Raw genomic sequence first — 16329 nt, forward strand, 5'->3', positions numbered from 1 at the left:
ACTAATTAATTTTAATTATAACTCCGTTTTTGTCTGTTGTTAAGTGTCCTGAAGTTTTCTTTCCGTTCAAGACTTCTTTTCCGTTTATTTTAACCGATACTTCATTTATAGTATCATTTGAATCGATATCTTCAATATTTTCAACATCATCAAATTCATTTTCAGAGATAGGGCAGTTCAAACATTTAACTTTAGAACTTTCTACTTTATAAATGTAATTATCAGAACTGAAATGCAAATTAAAGAAATTGTCATCAGACTCATCATAATCTTCTACCGAAGCATCTGGTTTTAGTAATTGACCTTCTGGTAAGTATAAATATATTTTTACTTCTTGGTCTCTAAATTTATTTTTAATATCAGTAAGAAGGTAATTGTCTAGTATAAGCTGGTTTCCTTTTATTTCAAATTTATAGTTTATTTTTTCAGCTCTTTCCTTAGCATCAATGTATGATTTTCCTCTTGCAGTCTTTTCTATCTGAATGTAAGCTGTTTTCTCATCAGTGTGCAATACTCGCAGGTTAACATTAGTTGAATAGATTAATTGATGGTTTGCCGAATCCTGTACAAATTCAAAATCTCTGTGATGATCAAGATCTTTAGAGAAATAATCATTGTATTTAAACTTTACAAAAAGGGTATCAGTAGTTTTAATGTTTATAGGTTGTTTTTGTACCGTTTTATTGTCATATGAAATTTCTGTAGCTTGTTTTATTCCAATACTTATTGCCAATGCCATTGCGATAATCCATACAGCAAGAAGCGTGTATTTTGCTATGTTTCCTATAGATTTCATGTTTGGCGCTAATAATTTAAATCCTAAAAGCGTCAAGAAAAAGAACGGAATTCCAACAGCAAAGAACATTAATAAACCAAACATCCAGATAGGATAATCAGTAAAGTTTCCAGCATCTACAAAGTTTTGCCAAGGGAACTCAACAAAAAGATTAGTTCCTAGAGTAAAAACCCCAATAAGTAATAAGATTAAGGTAGAGATACCCGACATGATTAAAATAATCCCTAAAAACTTAGCAAAGATTTTAAATACAGTCATGATAAAATCACTAAAACCACTTCCTAGTCTTTCAGCACCCGATTTTACCTGGTTTCCCATTTTATCATAATCGGCATTTTTAAATTTATCCGAAAAAGACTCAATTTCCTCACGTACCTTTTTTTCGATATTCGAAATCGTAACCGGTTCACCAGTCATTTCTAGTTTTTCCGAAGTTGTTACAGCTTCGGGAGTTACAATCCATAATACGATATAAGCAAGTATTCCAGTTCCAAATCCAGCAAAAACAAATATCAAGAACATGATTTTTAACCAAACAGAATCTATTCCAAAATAGTGACCCAAACCAGTTGCTACACCACCAATCATACCTTTTTCTTTATCACGGTATAATTTTTTAGATTTACGAGTTCCAGAATTGCTAAATGATTGATGAGATGCATTAGATTCTTCCTCGATAATGTAGTCCTCAGGTTGTCCCATTACTGCAATAACCTCATCCACATCTTTTAATCCCACAACATGTTTTTCACTTTTTTGTTTCTCGGTTAATAATTCCGATACACGCATTTCAATGTCTTTAATGATTTCATCTTTACCAGAAGAGTTACCTAAAGAACGTTTTATAGCGTCAAAATAGCGCGTCAGTTTCAAGTATGCATCTTCATCTATATGAAAGAACATGCCTCCTAAGTTAATATTTACAGTTTTGTTCATGACTATTGTTTTTGATTGGTGATTAGTGTTACAGCATCCGAAAGTTCATTCCAGGTGCCATTTAGTTCGTTTAAAAATGTCTGACCTATTTCAGTTAATCCATAATATTTTCGTGGTGGTCCAGAAGTCGATTCTTCCCAGCGATAATTAAGTAAACCGTCGTTTTTTAATCTGGTTAATAATGGATAAATAGTTCCCTCTACAACCAGTAATTTTGCGTTTTTCAAAGTGTCTAATATTTCCGATGTATAAGCATCTTTTTCTTTCAGTACAGATAAGATACAAAACTCAAGAACACCTTTGCGCATCTGTGCTTTTGTGTTTTCAATGTTCATAATTTCATTTTGTTTTGTTTAGATTGACGTTTCGTTTTTTGATCGATGATTGGTGATTGATTGATGATTTTTTTTTGAAGCTTTTTCCTGCTCTCCGCTATATCTTTTTCTGGCAAAAGAGCCAGAAAAAGGATGCTGCTTCTATCAGGGCTAGGCTCATATATTGTATATAACTTTTAATTTTTACAATTACTTAATAAAAGGAATCGTAAGCGGGTATTTGTATAATTCTCCGTTCGAAGCTTTTATCGAAGCATAAATAACCAAGAAGAACTCAACTACTTTAAGCATTCCAAAAATTAAGATTGCTAAAACTCCAATACTTAAGATTCCGATATTGTCCCCAAGATTAAAATTATTCATTGTAAAATCGTTGTCATTAATAATTACATCCATCGGAATGTTCTTGAAGATTACAAAAACAAAAATTGGAATAGCAATTAATGCAAGAATCAAAGTGTATAATAATAAGCTTAACTGAAAATTTAAAGCTTGTTTACCATGATGATTCACAAATTCTGACTTGTCTTTTTTACTCGACCATAATAATATCGGGAAGATGTAATTCCCAAAAGGGATAAAATATTGAGTTAATGTACTCAAATGAGTAAACGTTGCCATGTTTCTTTCTGATGATGTTTCCATGATTAGTGGTGTTGATGTTTCCATGATTAAAAGTATATAGTAATTTCTTATACAAATATATAGCTAAAAGACAGTATCTTGTTTTGCATAGTACTAATTATTAACAAAATTTTAACAAAGTTGAAATTTGTTTTCTATAAAAAAGATACTGAAAACCAGTGCTAAGTATTGTGTTTATTGAGGTTTTAGGAAAAAAATGGCAATTTATTGTGCGTGCATAGTTTTTTTGTATTTTTACATAAAAATCAAAACGGTATGGCAGTTTCAGTTTCTAAACTCAATAAATTTGTATTATTCAAATTACCATCGGCCTTCATTTGTGGAGTACGAGTAAAAGAAATCAACGATAATAAATGTGTTGTAACGGTAAAACACCGTTGGATAAACCAGAATCCTTTCAATTCTATGTACTTTGCAGTACAAGCCATGGCAGCCGAACTTACAACAGGAGCATTGGTAATATCCGAAATCCAAAAAAGCGGACGCAAGATTTCAATGCTAGTGGCAAATAACAAAGGAAACTTTACCAAGAAAGCAACTGGGCGTATTACATTCGTATGTAACGACGGTCATTTAATAGCCGAAGCCATCCAAAGAACAATCGAAACAGGAGAGGGGCAAACCTTCTGGATGAAATCTATAGGAACCGATGAAAAAGGAATTCAAGTATCCGAAATGGATTTTGAGTGGAGCGTACGTGTAAAATAACGATTTAGCCATAGATAAAGAGTTACAATTGTCTATATAAGGAAAGGAAGGGAAAGGAACGCAGATGAAACGGATCTTTTAAAAGAATCATCAAACAGATTTAAAGTTTGTGAAAGAAAATCTGTTTTCATCTGCGTTTTCGCGATAGCGAATCCGTTTCATCCGCGTACTAAGCACATAAATTTAAAAAAAAATGCCTCAAGTAATTGAGGCATTTTTTATGGGATACAAAGAAGTATTATTTCTTAGCGCAACATTTTTTGGCATCTTTACCAGCCATATCTTTATCACATTTTTTTCCTTCAGCTTTGCATTTAGCTTTACATTTTTCGATATCAGCTTTGCTCATTGTTTTCGAACAAGTTTCTTTTTTAGCAGTTGGTTTAGCTTCTTGAGCGCTAACACCCATAGAGAATAAGGCAATAGTTAGAATAGTGATTACTTTTGTCATTTTGTTAGGTTTTTTTGAATGTTGATGATTTCATTTTTAGATAGTTCTAAAAATATGAATCAAATATAATATGATTTACTCTTTGTAAGAATAAGAGTAACGTTAATGTTTTTATAAAATCTTTTTAAGGTTCTTAGTAAAGGTTTAAAAGGTTCAGAGGAATAAAGGTTCAAAGGTTTTCTGTAGAGACGCACAGCAGTGCGTCTACATAATATAGGTTTAGACATAAACTAACCACAAACTTGTCTTTCTGAGGAACGAAGATATGAGCGATAGCGAACTGGTGAAGCAATCTCCGCAAGAGACTCCATAATCTTTGTCTAGCTACTAGTAAAGATTCTTTATTTTTCGGAATAGCAATACCCGCATATCTTTGTCAAAGTTCAAAACCAAGGCTGTAAGGAACTTGGTTTCATGCATTAAATGTTTCTAATTTAGTAGGATCTCCACCACAATGTATTACTACTTGTTGAATAATGTCATTTTGCAATTGATTACAAAATGACATTTTGGGGATTTTATATCCTTTTAATTGATTTAGTTTTATGTAACTCAAAAGCAATATTGATGCAATTAAAATAATGTAAATCATTACTTGAATTCCATTCCACTGTCTTGAAAAATAGTGTTTAAAATTCAATTCTTGTTTTATAAATCTAAAGAAACGCTCAATATCCCAACGTCTTTTGTAAATTTCAGCTATTTGAATTGCTGTAAATTCATCTTCAGGTAAATTGCTTAAAAACAATATTTTTTCTCCATCAGATTTTAATATCCCCTCAACTAATCTAAAAACTATTTTAGTCTTCTTTTGATTAGCATAAAGGTAAACCTTGCTATGTCTTGTTAGTTTAAGGATTTCATTTTCAAAATCTAATAGAGTTACTTTACTACCTTTATCTACTTCATATTTAGATGATTTATAAATTCGGGTCACAAAATACTTATCATCATTAGAGAGTTCAACCATTGTCTTTCTATCCTTCATTCCCCTGTCAAAAACTGCAATATCTTTTTTATTGGCTATGTGTTCTTCTAGAATATTTCCCAAAGCCAAATCCTCACTAATCATTTTTTGATCTTTGTGAAACTTGACATTAAAAGGCAGCTCACTAAAGCCAATCGTGAATTTTATACTATTTTTTCCTTGTTCGCCTTTTTTGTTCTTTTGTCCATTTTGCATTCCAAAACTCAGTAAAGAAGCTGATAAACTTGTAATTGTTGAGTCATATAAACTTAATTTAGCTTTATCTTTTTCATTAAGTTTATCCTCAAAGATAGTAACAGTATGCTGATATAATTTCTCAAAATACGCAACGTTTATTTTTCCTATTCTCTCAGCAATACTACTGTGACTAACACTTTTATCTTTAGGAATTTGAGCATATTTACAAAAGAAATGATTTTCATAAAAATTCTCAAATACTCTAGAGCTAGCTCTATTTTCATTTAGAACTCCAAAAACACAAAGTTTAAATAATTCCTTACCTTTTAATTTTTTAGCATTCCAATCAACCATAGTTTCTCGAGCAAAAAAATCAAGTTGATCATCTGAGATATAACTTAATATTTCTCTCACATCTGTTCTGATTTGCATTTCATGATATGTTTAAAGATATACGAAAATAAAAATAATATTTTTTACTAAAGTTCCTTACAGCCTTGGTTCAAAACTTTGACAAAGATTGTGGAGTCTCTCATAGAATTATTTTACCATAAACTGCAATACCCTATTATGATTCAACAAATCCTCTTCAGAGTCATTATAAACTTTCTGCCAATCAAAATTTGGAATCTCTATTTTGGTTAGAGCAGTTCCGTCCCAAATTATTTCGAAGCCATTATCTTTTAGTTTTTCGGCTACTTTTTTGCCCACTTCTATTGTAACCGTATCATCCGAATTATCTATTTTCTGAAAAGCAATCATCAAGTTTCTACTATCAGGGTCAATAGCTCTTTCTAGATCCTGCCCGTGATAAAAACAATATCCATCCGATTGTACTTGTTGTTTTCTTAATTCTATTTCTACCTCAACAACTTCATATTCGCCTTCGCTGGTGGTATAACCAGCATTATGTAGCGCAATGATATTTGATTGACTCAACTCATTAAAAGCTTTTACAAGTCTTTCGGTATCAGTTGGTGATTTCCACGTTTTACTCGCTTCTAGATGTTTTTTAAATTCGGCATCAATAGTTGTATTAACCCATTTTTCTGAGACGTCATCTTCCATCTCTTCATCTTCAACTTGTTCCCAAGTCATTTCTTTAATCTCATCAACAGGAAAAAATCCCATTTTTATTTGGTTCACTAATGAATCGTATATGTATTCTTGATCTTCGGTCATGATTTTTAATTTATAGTTTGGGATAATTTATTTTATGATGGAGTAAATTATAATTTTACTTTAAATTCTTTAGAGGCATTATATTCAGGCTCGTAAATAACAAATTCATTATCTAAGTTTGAAACTGCTGTAATTATAATGTATTCTGGATTTTTGGACATCATATTTTCAAGTTTGATATGTTTCTTAAATTCATCAAAAGTAGCATTTGGGTTTTTTGATATAAAATTATAATAAGTACTATCTATCTTTCCTGTCCAAAGAAGTGAGTTTTGAGCTCTGTTTCCATCATCAGATACTATTAGGTTTTTATTTTTGTCAAATAATAGTATTTTAATATTTCCATCATATTTAAAATCATAAAGTTTTTTTAGAATAACCTTGTTGCCAATTATTTCTACGACTTCATATTTTAGATGGTTTAAAACGATAGTTTTTCCAGTATCTTGTTTCGTTAATTTCTGAGTAGAATAATCAGTAAGAATTGATAACTCATAAGTAATAGTACCTTTTAGATTTACATTATTAGTAAAAGCAACAGTTTGGTTTTCGATACTTCTATATTCAAATTCAGAATTAGAATTTTCTTTTATTTTTCCTCCCATGCTATTAGCATTGGAATTTCCCATTTTAATTTCTTTGTTTTTGGAGTCTTTTAGTTCACTATTGGTGCTCTTTAAGCTAACGATGCCAAACAATTCTTCCTGATAATAGGTTGGGAAATCAGAATTTAATAAAACATTGAGATGGTTTTTATCTTTTTGTTCTAATGCGATTTTTGCGTTTGTAATAAAAAAATCGATATAACTAATCAAGTTATCTTTACTGTATTTTGATTTAATGAAAGTTATGTCAGGATTATATGTAACTGATTTTACTTTTTCGAGACTAGGTTTTTTATAGTCTTTGTACATTTCATAGCTAAATTTTAATAAGTCTTCGGTTGATTGTGAAAATACATTTGAGCTTAGAAATAATAAAAAGAAAAGAGTAATATGTTTCATTTAGGTCTTTAGGATTAATTGTAGGATTGGATTAATTAGTTTTATTTCTTGTAAATAGTCTATGTGTTATGGAGCTAATATTAAAGCTCAGTCTTTGGCCCTTTCAATCCACACCAAGTAGTTACATCTTCAGGATTAAATCCTGGGCAGTTACTGATATTGGCTTTTGGGAAAACAAGCACATTATTATTAGTATCACTTAAGTTTAAGTAATAATTATTAGAATCTTCTCCATATCTCCACACGTCACTAGAACCATCATTATGCACAGTTTCATTAAAAGTGAAAATAGAAGATTGTTTAGGAATAAAGTATTCTTTCTCGATAATAAGAGAGAATATGTTTCCTAAAATTGGTGTGAAGAATAAAACAGTAAGAAACGCAAGCAGAATAATAAGAAAGATATTCTTCTTACTTAGAGTCCTTTTTTTATTAATATTCATATAAGGTTGTTAGTGTATTCTGTGCAATTAATATCTCTTTGATTTTATTTCTCGTAAATAGTTTTAGGATAAAAAGCTTTAAAAGCATTGTAAACACCTTGATGAATTACTGTCGAGTGAATTTCGTTTTGGATATAGTCATAATACACTTTAGTATTCTTTTCGTCATTTTGCTTTAGCATTTCGCTTAATGAAACGGCATCATCATACATTGTTTTATCTTCTTCTTTATTGCAAGCAGCAATATATACTAGTACAGGTTTGTTATCTTTTGCTTTAAGCAATTTAGGAGCTTCTGCTAATAATGATTGATCTCCCCACCATAAACTTGGAGCGATGATTATATAGTTGTCAAATAAATTTCGGTGTTTTAATAAAATTTCGGTTGCCAGAAGTCCTGCCAATGACTCTCCGATAATAGTTTTGTGATTACTTGTATTGAACTTTTTATCGATATAAGGTTGGAGTTCTTTTTCTAGAAAAGCGATGTATTTATCAGAACCACCATATTGAGGGAAGCTTTTTTTCTTGAATCCCATTTTTTCAACAAAGTCCAAATTGGGAACGGCAAATGTAAAATCGCGTCTTCGGTTTGTATTCTCTATCCCTACAACAATAGATTTAGGAAATCTGGCAATCCATGATTGGGTATTAAATCGTACGATTCCTGTAATATGAATAAAATCTTCTTCGACACCACCATCCAGAATGTATATAACAGGATATTTTGTGTTGTCTTTTTTATCGTATCCTTCAGGTAAGTATATGTTTATTGTTCTTGTCTCGCCAAGCTCTGCCGATTTTAATTTATCTGTAATTCCAAGAACTATCGGCTGACTTTCGTCTGTATCTTGTTTGTTTTTAGTTTGAGCAAAATTCTGACTTGATACTATAAGGAAGGTAAAGAGGTAGAATATTTTTTTCATGAAAGGGTGGATTATTGGCGTACGATTATTTTATATTTTTCGATTTGGCGGCGATGTCTCAAGACGTGCACAATGGCATGTTCCATGATTTGTTCGATATCGTAAATTTGCCCCCAAGAAGTTTTTAGTTTTTTAGCGTTATCTGATTCTTCAAGCTGATTGTCGTTTATGTTTTTAAAGGAATCCTCCATAAAAACAAAGGAATCATTTAAATGATTGGTATAATCATGTATAGAAGTATGAAATATTTCATCTCGAAAATCTATTGACTCCCCTTTAAATCTTCGAATGTAAATTGCATAAGCATAACCTGAACAAACAACGTGAGATAAAATGGTCTGGATTGATTTACAGCTATCGTCTGTTGTTTGGTTGTCTACAATAGTTATAAGTTCAGCATCTGAAATGTCCGAAATTGTATTTTGCAAATCTATGATTGTCCGTTCATATTCATCTAGTAATGCGCCACTAGCTCCTTGTCTATAAGTTTTTGTCATATTATAAATTATTTATTTTGAAATATGCCAAAGGCTCATTTTACGTCTGGTTGAGAATCCTAATTTTTCATATAGTTTTATAGCACCAATATTACTTTCGACTACGTGTAAATATGGTGTTTTATTTTGGTTAAAAATATTGTTTACAGCATGGGTAATTAGTTGCTTAGCATATCCTTGACCAGTATATTCGGGATGCGTAACGATAGCGCTTACCTCAGTGAAATCATCCATTTTCATACGTTCGCCTGTAACTGCAATAAGTTTATCGTCTTTAAATATTCCGAAATAATTGCCTAGTAAAGCAGTTTTTCTTTTAAAATAACCAGGTTGAACCAAACTAACCAGTTCAAATAAAGCGTCAATGTGTTCGCTAGTTGTAAGAGCAACGATGTTTTCTTTTATTTCAACATCTATTCGGTCATGAATAATCATTTGCAAACAAACCAATTCGTTATTCAATTTTAGTTGATTTGAAAGTTGAGGTTTCTCACCAACTATAAAAAAGCCATTTGTTAATTTCGAATATTCATCAATAGATTTTGAAATGTTTTCAAGGATTATAAATCCTCCAAAAGGGCAATAATCAGGATTGTAAAATTTGATGTTATTGTAATTTATTGAAAATTCCTGGTGCGTTTCAGATAAAGAATACCAAGCGGGATTGTCTAATTTTGTGTAATCGGTATTCATATGTTTGATATTGCCAGAATTACTTCGAGCGTTTATTATTGTATGCTTTTGCCTAAAGATTGATTAGATGTTTCTGAATATTTAGTTTGTCTTTAGTTTGTCTTTAGTTTATCTTTCTTTGCTCTTTCATAAATAAAAGAACTAATAATGTAGAACCAAATGAGAGTTGATACACCAAGAAATACATCTCCAATGTTTTTAAAACCTTGAAGCTTAATCACTGCTCCGGTAACTAAACCTACAGCTGCTAAAAACAAGAGTAATCTGGAAATCTTTTTCATATCGTGTTCTTTAAATTGGTTTTAAATGAATTTATTTAGAAAGGTAACAATTCGTTAAAATCATCTTTTTGTAAGTGCGACTTTTAGGCCAAGTAAGATAAAAACAATTCCAGTCATTTTGTTTAATCGACTTTCGGCATTTTTGTTTTTATTAAAAAGTGTTGCAACGTTACTTCCCATTAATGCTAAAAATGAACACCATATTAAGGTTATGATAAAGATGATGAACCCTAGTAATAAGTATGGAACAGGATTGTTTATCTCTGAACTTTTTACAAATTGCGGTAAAAATGCTAAGAAGAAAATTGCAATTTTAGGATTTAGAACATCGCTTAAAAGTGCTGTGAAAAATAACTTTCTGTTAGCGGTATTTTTAACTTCAATAGATTTTATTTCTGTTTGATCTGCTTTTGCGGTAAGCGATTTATAGCCTAGATAAAATAAATAGGCAGCTCCTAAATATTTAACTATGCTAAATGCCAGTGCCGATTGTGCTAAAATGAGCGAAAGCCCAAATGTAGCTGCAAGTGTATGAACAATTAGCCCTAAGCTAACTCCTAATGCCGAATATAATCCTGCTTTCTTGCCTAGAGAAATACTTCTTGTTAATACCATGATAGTGTCAATCCCTGGAGTAATAACTACAATTGTTGCTGCTATTATAAATGTTCCTAAGCTTTCTATTCCTGTCATGGCTATCGTTTTTAGTATTAATAATTGGTTTTGTTATCTGCTTAAGTTTTAAGCATTAGCTAAAATATGAATTTATTTATCACGAAATTAATTTTTTTATTAAATCCAAATCTACAGGTTTATCGCTCGGTAGGGCAACAAAATAATCTAATTGCCATTGTTGTGTTTTCTGTGCTTGTTTACTTGTTGTGCTGTCCCAAGGCGGATATACACGAATGGCACGTTTGCCTTCTTTCTTATTATCAGATAAAATTCCTTTTTGGTGTAGTATCGATTTCGGAAAAATAAATTGTCCAAAGTGAGAACTATTTCTAGTGCTTACAATAAAAAAATCGATATCATCTGTAATCTCAAAAGGGGCAATAGGACCTTTTAGGCTTCTTTTCCACAAAGTAACAAATTGTCCCACTTTTGTTGGGGTAATTTTTGCCACACGGTATATAACAGCCTGATTGTTTATTTTAAAAGTATAAGCACCATAATCGGCACTTTCTGCTTCGGCTATAGGTTGCGAACATTCTAAGTTGCAAGTATCGTATAGTAGTTCTTTTGCTTCAAGCAAATCTTTATGAATGGTATTTGTAGACCAAATGGTTGAGGTTGTCATGCTTTGTTATTAGATTTCGGAGGATTATATAAAATTTAAACTACCTAAGCCGTTTAGTTTTTATTTTCGTTTAAATTATTGAAGGGGTTATTTTTTATTGGTTTTCAAAATCCAATCAATACAGTTATCAATCCATTGTACATCGCTGGTAGGATTGTCCATCCCGAAACCATGACCCCCTTTGGCATAAAAGAAAGATTCTACTGGGACTTTGTTTTTTTGCAAAGCAGCAATAAATACAAGCGAGTTTTGTACTATAACATCAGGATCATCTATGGCATGAGTAATAAATGAAGGAGGAGTATTTGGTGTTACATGCAATTCATTCGAGTATTCTTTAATTTCCTCGGGAGATGCGTCTTTTCCAAGCAAATTATTTCTGGATCCCATATGTGTTAAACTATCTGTCATACTAATAACAGGATAAGTAAGAATTATAAAGTCGGGACGCAAATTGGTTTTTAACGGATTGGCGATATATGATTTGGTATAATGTGTTCCCGCAGTTGCAGCCAAATGTCCCCCGGCAGAACTACCTTGAATTCCAATTTTGTTTGGATTTATTCCCCAATTTTTGGCATTTTCTCTTACCAATTCAATAGCACGTTGCGCATCTTGCAAAGGAACTATTTCTTTGTTTTCGACATATTTTGCAATTGGTAAGCGGTATTTTAATACAAATCCTGCTATTCCGCTTTCGTTTAGTTTTTTTGCAATAGCATAACCTTCATGATCAATTGCCACGCCTGAATAGCCGCCACCAGGACAAATAATTACAGCAATTCCTGTAGCTTTATTTTTTTCGGGAAGAAAAACAGTGAGGTCTGGAGTAGCGACTCTTGTAATTACAGTGATTTTTTTTGCACCAGTATCATAAACCATAACAGAATCTGTTAAGTCTGCAATTTCTTTAGCGTTTGGGACTTTACCGTTATATAAAGGGATAACATTTTGGGCATATTGATAATTAGACATTCCGATAAGTAAATAAAGAGTTAAAAGTAATTGTTTCATGAAGTTGTAAAATAGAACTTGAAATATAAGGAAAATATCAGAAAGAACGATTTACATTATCTTTCTATTCTCGGTTATTGCAAGTTCATATTCTTCGGAGTTGTGTAGCTTTCTTAGATTGTCTATTAAATAATCTATTTGCGCAAGACCTTTTTCTTTGTACTTTTTGATGTGTTCTTCACTCAGTTTTATTTCTCGTTGTGCATCGGCAAAACCTCCCAGAAAACACCAAAGAAAGTAATCGTTGTCTCGTTTCTCAAAAATATAATCCCAATCTTTCCAATAAATTAGTTTTCCTTTTACCTTTCTAATTTCCAAATAAACTGGCTCAATTTTAAAATGCTCGTATTTGGTACATGAATAACGATGAGATTTTATCTTTTCGTTTTCAAGGCATTTTTTAATTTCTTCAATCTGGCTGTGATTAAGATTGTACTCATAAGTAAGCTGTTTTATGAGTTCGTTGTCATTTGTAAAAGCTATATATCTAACAAATTTATCTAATTTTTCAGCCCATTCGGTAACAGAAAGTTCCTCACGTGTTATGAGATTTGTATTTTTAGAATTAATTATAAATATCATTGTTAGGATTTTACTGTTGGTTAAATCGAATTATTTATTTGTTTTGATCGACCTCTGTATAATATCAATAACTTATTTAGAGATTTCATATTTGTAGTATAACTATCTATTTGCAAATATTCTCTCCCACCAGGATAATCGTAGACTAAATAATAATGTCTGTTTTTTCCAAAGCCCTCACAGATTGCTTCTTCGTTCTTTATAGATTCCCAATTGTGAAACTTTGTTTTTATGGTTTCTATACCTTTTTCATTTAAAATTATCTGAGGTGTAGTATTTATAACTTCTCTGAATTCTTTGTAAGTTAAATAAAGACCTGCAAATGTTAATAGTATTCCTAAAGGCAGGCTTCTTGAATTAAATAGTAAGTAGCCACCAAGGATAATACTCGAAATACCTAAAAGCATTTGGATTGAATTTTTGCTTTTGGAATAAAAAATTATAGTTTGTTTTGGGATAAATATGTTGTCTTGAAATACATCTTCCTTTTCAAATTTTAATAGTAACGAATCCCATTTCTTTTTATCTCCGGGACTTTTTATTTCTGCTTTTTGATAAATACTGTTATCAGTGCCAATTAACCTTTCCTGAATAGCTCTTTTTTTTAATTCATGAACATTTCTAACGTTTGTAAACGCCCAAATCCTCCACTTGGTAATTGTAAGGCACCAATATAAGCAAGCTAAGAAAAAAGGAAGGATATATACAATTGGTATAATTAACCAACCTGTTACGATGTTTTGAGTTTGAAGAAAAATAGCAATAAAAATTGATGTAAATAATATTGTTCGTGCGGGGTAATTAATTAACCATTTACCTTTTTTAATGGCGTTGTCTACAGTTGTTTTTTCGTTCATCTGGCTTTATGATTCTCCGTTAACTATTTTTTATTTACTTCTAATTTCGAATGATTTTCTCGAGTTTATCTAATTCAGTATTTAATCCGAATCCTTCGGTATCTACTTTAGTTCCTATGAATTGAGAAATACCACATCCAAAACAAACTTTTGCTATTCCGATTATAGAATCTTTTCTTTTGAAAATAAAGATATCGCGATATTCAGGAATACAGGAAGAATATTCATATCGTAAGGAATCTTTTTGACTAAAAATGTTTTCCACTTCTTTTTTCTTTTCTCCGTTTAGTTCTTGCTTTACAAAATGGAATTTTTTTAAATCGGATTCAAAGTTAGGTTCTGAGATAGAATCAGGATAATGGCCAGCTAATAGTTGGCCTAGATTTTTTTCGTCGTTAGTCCCGTTTTTAATACATAGAATATCAATGATTTTATCTTCTGAAATGTCCAAATAGTAATGGTCAATTTTATCAGATTCGTAGAATTTTTTCAATTCTTTTTTTGAAGTAATATTTTCTTTTGGAATAACTTTAGTTGAATTGTTGCAGCTTATAATTGTTAAGATTAGTAATAGGTAGTATTTCTTCATATCAGCATTTTGTTGTTTTAATAGAACGAAAATACAAATAAAAATTCTACCATAATCTAGTCTTTCTCTTTGATTTACTCAATATCAAGATTAAATTTCTCTAATAATCCCGCAAGTTCCAAACGGGAGAATTTAGCGTTTTTGACTCTGTTTTCTTCTGGGTCGAAAGAATAGTTTTTTGCAGTACGAAAATCTGCTTTCTCAAGAATACTTCGTACAAATGTTGCGTTCGAAAGGTCGCAGTTTTTAAATACAGCTTGAGTCAAATCGGCTTCGGAGAAATCTACATCTTTTAGAGAACAATCGAAGAAGTTTGTTTTCTTTAATTTTCTTTGTAAAAAAGTAGAGTAGTCCAGGATACAACCCTGAAAGTTCATGGAGAATAAAAAGGCATTACTGTCACTAAAGTCTAATCCCATTAATTTGCAATCAGTAAATTTAATGTTTTTCAATCCTGTGTTTCGTAGCGTTGCCAAAGAGAAATTACAGTTCTTAAAGTTGCAGTCTATAAAGTCGTTATTACTTAAATCGCTTTTTGAAAAGTTACAGTTTATAAAGTCGCAATTAAAAAATTCGAAATCAACTAATTTCTTTTCTGAGTAATCGATGTTTTCAAATGTCTTGCCTTGTTGAAGTAATGTGTCCATAATAAATTGATGATGAAAGTTAATTGTTGCAAATGCGATATTTATTCTAATTCGATACAATCAAAAACATGGTTGTTTAGTATCATTTCGACTATATCGGCTTCGCTATCAATTCTTAAAATATTATCCCAATCTTCAAGATCGAAATTCCACTTTGCGTCTGGTAATAATTCGTTAAGGATTGTTGTTGCCGATTCTAATTTCGATTCTGTGTTTACCGAAGTTTTGAAAACGTAAATCATTATTTGCTTTTTTTAGTTTGCAAATGTCAATAATAAAGAGACAATTCTATTAGGATTCAATAAGCAGGAGTTAGGATTTATCAATCATTTTCCGATACTCAATAGGAGTGACGCCTTCGTGTTTTTTGAAGATACGACTAAAGTACGATTGATCATAATGTCCTACCTGTATTGCAATTTCGTTAATGGTAAGATTGGTTTGGTATAATAAGTATTTGGCTTCTAGTAGGATTGTTTCGTCTATCCATTTTGTAGGCGATTTTCCTGTGACTGATTTAACCGATTTGTTTAAATGATTTGGAGTGACATTCAGAATCGAGGCATAATAACTTACCTGATGTTGGGTTTTTATATGTAAATAAATAAGTTCTTTAAACTTAGTTGTAAGTGTAGTTGCTGCCGTGAGGGTTTTATTGGTTTTTACGGCGTTCTTGTTTATTTCGAAAAGTAAAGCAATAAGGTATGGTTGTATAATATCCAGATTGGTACTACCAGTTTCGGTATATTCAATAAGTAAACGATTTAATAAGTTCGAAATAAATCCAGCTTCTTGTTTTTGGAAATTTACAGTAGGATTTCCCCAAACTTTCAAAAAATCAAAATCATTTAGCATTTCCCGATTACCATATTTCCCAATTAGGATATCCTGATGAAACTGACATATAATACCAGTTATCTTTTTACTCATAAAATCTATCGAGTAAATCTGTCCGGCAGGAACAAGTATCATTTCATTTTCCTTAGTAGTATATTCTTCAAATCCAACTTTTAATTTGTGAACTCCAGAAGTGATAAAAAGTAACGTATGGCAAATGTGTTTGGATGGAGGTACAGGATATTTTAGTTGATTTACATCTTCAAGCCTCAAACAAAAAAAATGTTCTGAATTTGATTTAAAGAGATGTTCTACAGTATTTTCAGATTCAAGGAACTTATCCCGAAAATCTTTTGCACCATAGGTTTTTATATCTTCCTCTTTTTTCGCTTTCATTTTCCTGTTTGGTATTCGTAGTAAAATTTACTCAGCGAAAATAGG

22 protein-coding genes are annotated in these 16329 nt (G+C 31.2%); 1 reads left to right on the top strand and 21 read right to left on the bottom strand.

The features are described 5' to 3' along the window. Position 1: 1 nt before the first annotated feature. The 3 genes from ACJ6WR_RS14695 to ACJ6WR_RS14705 form a co-directional block, all read right to left on the bottom strand. The gene (locus tag ACJ6WR_RS14695; RefSeq protein ID WP_409415625.1) at positions 2-1732 is read right to left on the bottom strand and encodes a PspC domain-containing protein; all 1731 of its coding nucleotides are present in this window, start codon (positions 1730-1732) and stop codon (positions 2-4) included. Positions 1733-1734: 2 nt separating this feature from the next. Then, the gene (locus ACJ6WR_RS14700; RefSeq protein ID WP_039112343.1) at positions 1735-2067 is read right to left on the bottom strand and encodes a PadR family transcriptional regulator; all 333 of its coding nucleotides are present in this window, start codon (positions 2065-2067) and stop codon (positions 1735-1737) included. A gap of 189 nt (positions 2068-2256) precedes the next feature. Then, complete coding sequence (locus ACJ6WR_RS14705) at positions 2257-2736, bottom strand: DUF4870 domain-containing protein (protein WP_240474690.1); 480 nt, start codon at positions 2734-2736, stop codon at positions 2257-2259. 231 nt (positions 2737-2967) lie between these two features. Between ACJ6WR_RS14705 and ACJ6WR_RS14710 the strand changes: the two genes are divergently transcribed. Continuing rightward, a complete protein-coding gene (locus ACJ6WR_RS14710; RefSeq protein WP_039112342.1) occupies positions 2968-3420 on the top strand; it encodes a DUF4442 domain-containing protein in 453 nt (150 codons plus the stop codon). A gap of 238 nt (positions 3421-3658) precedes the next feature. Here ACJ6WR_RS14710 and ACJ6WR_RS14715 read toward each other — a convergent pair whose 3' ends face one another. From ACJ6WR_RS14715 to ACJ6WR_RS14800, 18 genes are all read right to left on the bottom strand, one after another. Continuing rightward, positions 3659-3871: a hypothetical protein gene (locus ACJ6WR_RS14715; protein WP_039112341.1), complete on the bottom strand. Its 213-nt coding sequence runs from the start codon at positions 3869-3871 to the stop codon at positions 3659-3661. A gap of 412 nt (positions 3872-4283) precedes the next feature. Continuing rightward, the gene (locus ACJ6WR_RS14720; RefSeq protein ID WP_409415626.1) at positions 4284-5468 is read right to left on the bottom strand and encodes an IS4 family transposase; all 1185 of its coding nucleotides are present in this window, start codon (positions 5466-5468) and stop codon (positions 4284-4286) included. 108 nt (positions 5469-5576) lie between these two features. After that, positions 5577-6218, bottom strand: a complete 642-nt coding sequence (locus ACJ6WR_RS14725) for a DUF6891 domain-containing protein (protein WP_409415627.1) — start codon at positions 6216-6218, stop codon at positions 5577-5579. A gap of 47 nt (positions 6219-6265) precedes the next feature. After that, entirely contained in the window at positions 6266-7222 is a 957-nt protein-coding gene (locus tag ACJ6WR_RS14730; RefSeq protein WP_409415628.1) for a hypothetical protein, read from the bottom strand. An 80-nt stretch (positions 7223-7302) separates the two neighbouring features. Continuing rightward, on the bottom strand, positions 7303-7665 hold the full coding sequence (locus ACJ6WR_RS14735; RefSeq protein ID WP_409415629.1) for a hypothetical protein: 363 nt from the start codon (positions 7663-7665) through the stop codon (positions 7303-7305). Between the two features lie 44 nt (positions 7666-7709). Then, a complete protein-coding gene (locus tag ACJ6WR_RS14740) occupies positions 7710-8591 on the bottom strand; it encodes an alpha/beta hydrolase (protein ID WP_409415630.1) in 882 nt (293 codons plus the stop codon). A gap of 11 nt (positions 8592-8602) precedes the next feature. Beyond that, on the bottom strand, positions 8603-9088 hold the full coding sequence (locus ACJ6WR_RS14745) for a DinB family protein (RefSeq protein ID WP_409415631.1): 486 nt from the start codon (positions 9086-9088) through the stop codon (positions 8603-8605). A 12-nt stretch (positions 9089-9100) separates the two neighbouring features. Next, positions 9101-9781, bottom strand: coding sequence for a GNAT family N-acetyltransferase (locus ACJ6WR_RS14750; protein ID WP_409415632.1), 681 nt, complete (start codon positions 9779-9781; stop codon positions 9101-9103). Positions 9782-9873: 92 nt separating this feature from the next. Beyond that, positions 9874-10062 carry a hypothetical protein gene (locus tag ACJ6WR_RS14755; protein WP_409415633.1) on the bottom strand — a complete coding sequence of 63 codons (189 nt, stop codon included), beginning with the start codon at positions 10060-10062 and terminating at the stop codon, positions 9874-9876. Positions 10063-10122: 60 nt separating this feature from the next. After that, complete coding sequence (locus ACJ6WR_RS14760; protein ID WP_039118074.1) at positions 10123-10755, bottom strand: LysE family translocator; 633 nt, start codon at positions 10753-10755, stop codon at positions 10123-10125. A 79-nt stretch (positions 10756-10834) separates the two neighbouring features. After that, positions 10835-11362, bottom strand: a complete 528-nt coding sequence (locus ACJ6WR_RS14765; protein WP_409415634.1) for a MepB family protein — start codon at positions 11360-11362, stop codon at positions 10835-10837. An 87-nt stretch (positions 11363-11449) separates the two neighbouring features. Beyond that, a complete protein-coding gene (locus tag ACJ6WR_RS14770) occupies positions 11450-12376 on the bottom strand; it encodes an alpha/beta hydrolase (protein WP_409415635.1) in 927 nt (308 codons plus the stop codon). 51 nt (positions 12377-12427) lie between these two features. Further along, the gene (locus tag ACJ6WR_RS14775) at positions 12428-12958 is read right to left on the bottom strand and encodes a hypothetical protein (protein ID WP_409415636.1); all 531 of its coding nucleotides are present in this window, start codon (positions 12956-12958) and stop codon (positions 12428-12430) included. A 20-nt stretch (positions 12959-12978) separates the two neighbouring features. Then, the gene (locus ACJ6WR_RS14780; RefSeq protein ID WP_086895153.1) at positions 12979-13815 is read right to left on the bottom strand and encodes a hypothetical protein; all 837 of its coding nucleotides are present in this window, start codon (positions 13813-13815) and stop codon (positions 12979-12981) included. A gap of 40 nt (positions 13816-13855) precedes the next feature. Then, positions 13856-14404, bottom strand: coding sequence for a hypothetical protein (locus tag ACJ6WR_RS14785; RefSeq protein WP_409415637.1), 549 nt, complete (start codon positions 14402-14404; stop codon positions 13856-13858). A 74-nt stretch (positions 14405-14478) separates the two neighbouring features. Further along, on the bottom strand, positions 14479-15051 hold the full coding sequence (locus ACJ6WR_RS14790) for a pentapeptide repeat-containing protein (protein ID WP_039118068.1): 573 nt from the start codon (positions 15049-15051) through the stop codon (positions 14479-14481). Between the two features lie 41 nt (positions 15052-15092). After that, complete coding sequence (locus ACJ6WR_RS14795) at positions 15093-15293, bottom strand: hypothetical protein (protein WP_039118067.1); 201 nt, start codon at positions 15291-15293, stop codon at positions 15093-15095. Positions 15294-15363: 70 nt separating this feature from the next. Next, positions 15364-16284 (bottom strand): AraC family transcriptional regulator, encoded by a 921-nt coding sequence (locus ACJ6WR_RS14800; RefSeq protein ID WP_039118066.1) that lies wholly within the window; start codon positions 16282-16284, stop codon positions 15364-15366. Positions 16285-16329: the final 45 nt, after the last annotated feature.

The organism is Flavobacterium sp. PS2 (genome assembly GCF_046250155.1).
Lineage (GTDB): Bacteria > Bacteroidota > Bacteroidia > Flavobacteriales > Flavobacteriaceae > Flavobacterium.

Coding starts and splice junctions, on each gene's coding strand:
- ACJ6WR_RS14725 (WP_409415627.1), bottom strand. CDS start 6,218: ATGACCGAAGATCAAGAATACATATACGATTCATTAGTGAACCAAATA.
- ACJ6WR_RS14770 (WP_409415635.1), bottom strand. CDS start 12,376: ATGAAACAATTACTTTTAACTCTTTATTTACTTATCGGAATGTCTAAT.
- ACJ6WR_RS14755 (WP_409415633.1), bottom strand. CDS start 10,062: ATGAAAAAGATTTCCAGATTACTCTTGTTTTTAGCAGCTGTAGGTTTA.
- ACJ6WR_RS14800 (WP_039118066.1), bottom strand. CDS start 16,284: ATGAAAGCGAAAAAAGAGGAAGATATAAAAACCTATGGTGCAAAAGAT.
- ACJ6WR_RS14715 (WP_039112341.1), bottom strand. CDS start 3,871: ATGACAAAAGTAATCACTATTCTAACTATTGCCTTATTCTCTATGGGT.
- ACJ6WR_RS14785 (WP_409415637.1), bottom strand. CDS start 14,404: ATGAAGAAATACTACCTATTACTAATCTTAACAATTATAAGCTGCAAC.
- ACJ6WR_RS14760 (WP_039118074.1), bottom strand. CDS start 10,755: ATGACAGGAATAGAAAGCTTAGGAACATTTATAATAGCAGCAACAATT.
- ACJ6WR_RS14705 (WP_240474690.1), bottom strand. CDS start 2,736: ATGGAAACATCAACACCACTAATCATGGAAACATCATCAGAAAGAAAC.
- ACJ6WR_RS14775 (WP_409415636.1), bottom strand. CDS start 12,958: ATGATATTTATAATTAATTCTAAAAATACAAATCTCATAACACGTGAG.
- ACJ6WR_RS14695 (WP_409415625.1), bottom strand. CDS start 1,732: ATGAACAAAACTGTAAATATTAACTTAGGAGGCATGTTCTTTCATATA.
- ACJ6WR_RS14735 (WP_409415629.1), bottom strand. CDS start 7,665: ATGAATATTAATAAAAAAAGGACTCTAAGTAAGAAGAATATCTTTCTT.
- ACJ6WR_RS14730 (WP_409415628.1), bottom strand. CDS start 7,222: ATGAAACATATTACTCTTTTCTTTTTATTATTTCTAAGCTCAAATGTA.
- ACJ6WR_RS14750 (WP_409415632.1), bottom strand. CDS start 9,781: ATGAATACCGATTACACAAAATTAGACAATCCCGCTTGGTATTCTTTA.
- ACJ6WR_RS14780 (WP_086895153.1), bottom strand. CDS start 13,815: ATGAACGAAAAAACAACTGTAGACAACGCCATTAAAAAAGGTAAATGG.
- ACJ6WR_RS14740 (WP_409415630.1), bottom strand. CDS start 8,591: ATGAAAAAAATATTCTACCTCTTTACCTTCCTTATAGTATCAAGTCAG.
- ACJ6WR_RS14795 (WP_039118067.1), bottom strand. CDS start 15,293: ATGATTTACGTTTTCAAAACTTCGGTAAACACAGAATCGAAATTAGAA.
- ACJ6WR_RS14765 (WP_409415634.1), bottom strand. CDS start 11,362: ATGACAACCTCAACCATTTGGTCTACAAATACCATTCATAAAGATTTG.
- ACJ6WR_RS14710 (WP_039112342.1), top strand. CDS start 2,968: ATGGCAGTTTCAGTTTCTAAACTCAATAAATTTGTATTATTCAAATTA.
- ACJ6WR_RS14700 (WP_039112343.1), bottom strand. CDS start 2,067: ATGAACATTGAAAACACAAAAGCACAGATGCGCAAAGGTGTTCTTGAG.
- ACJ6WR_RS14790 (WP_039118068.1), bottom strand. CDS start 15,051: ATGGACACATTACTTCAACAAGGCAAGACATTTGAAAACATCGATTAC.
- ACJ6WR_RS14745 (WP_409415631.1), bottom strand. CDS start 9,088: ATGACAAAAACTTATAGACAAGGAGCTAGTGGCGCATTACTAGATGAA.
- ACJ6WR_RS14720 (WP_409415626.1), bottom strand. CDS start 5,468: ATGCAAATCAGAACAGATGTGAGAGAAATATTAAGTTATATCTCAGAT.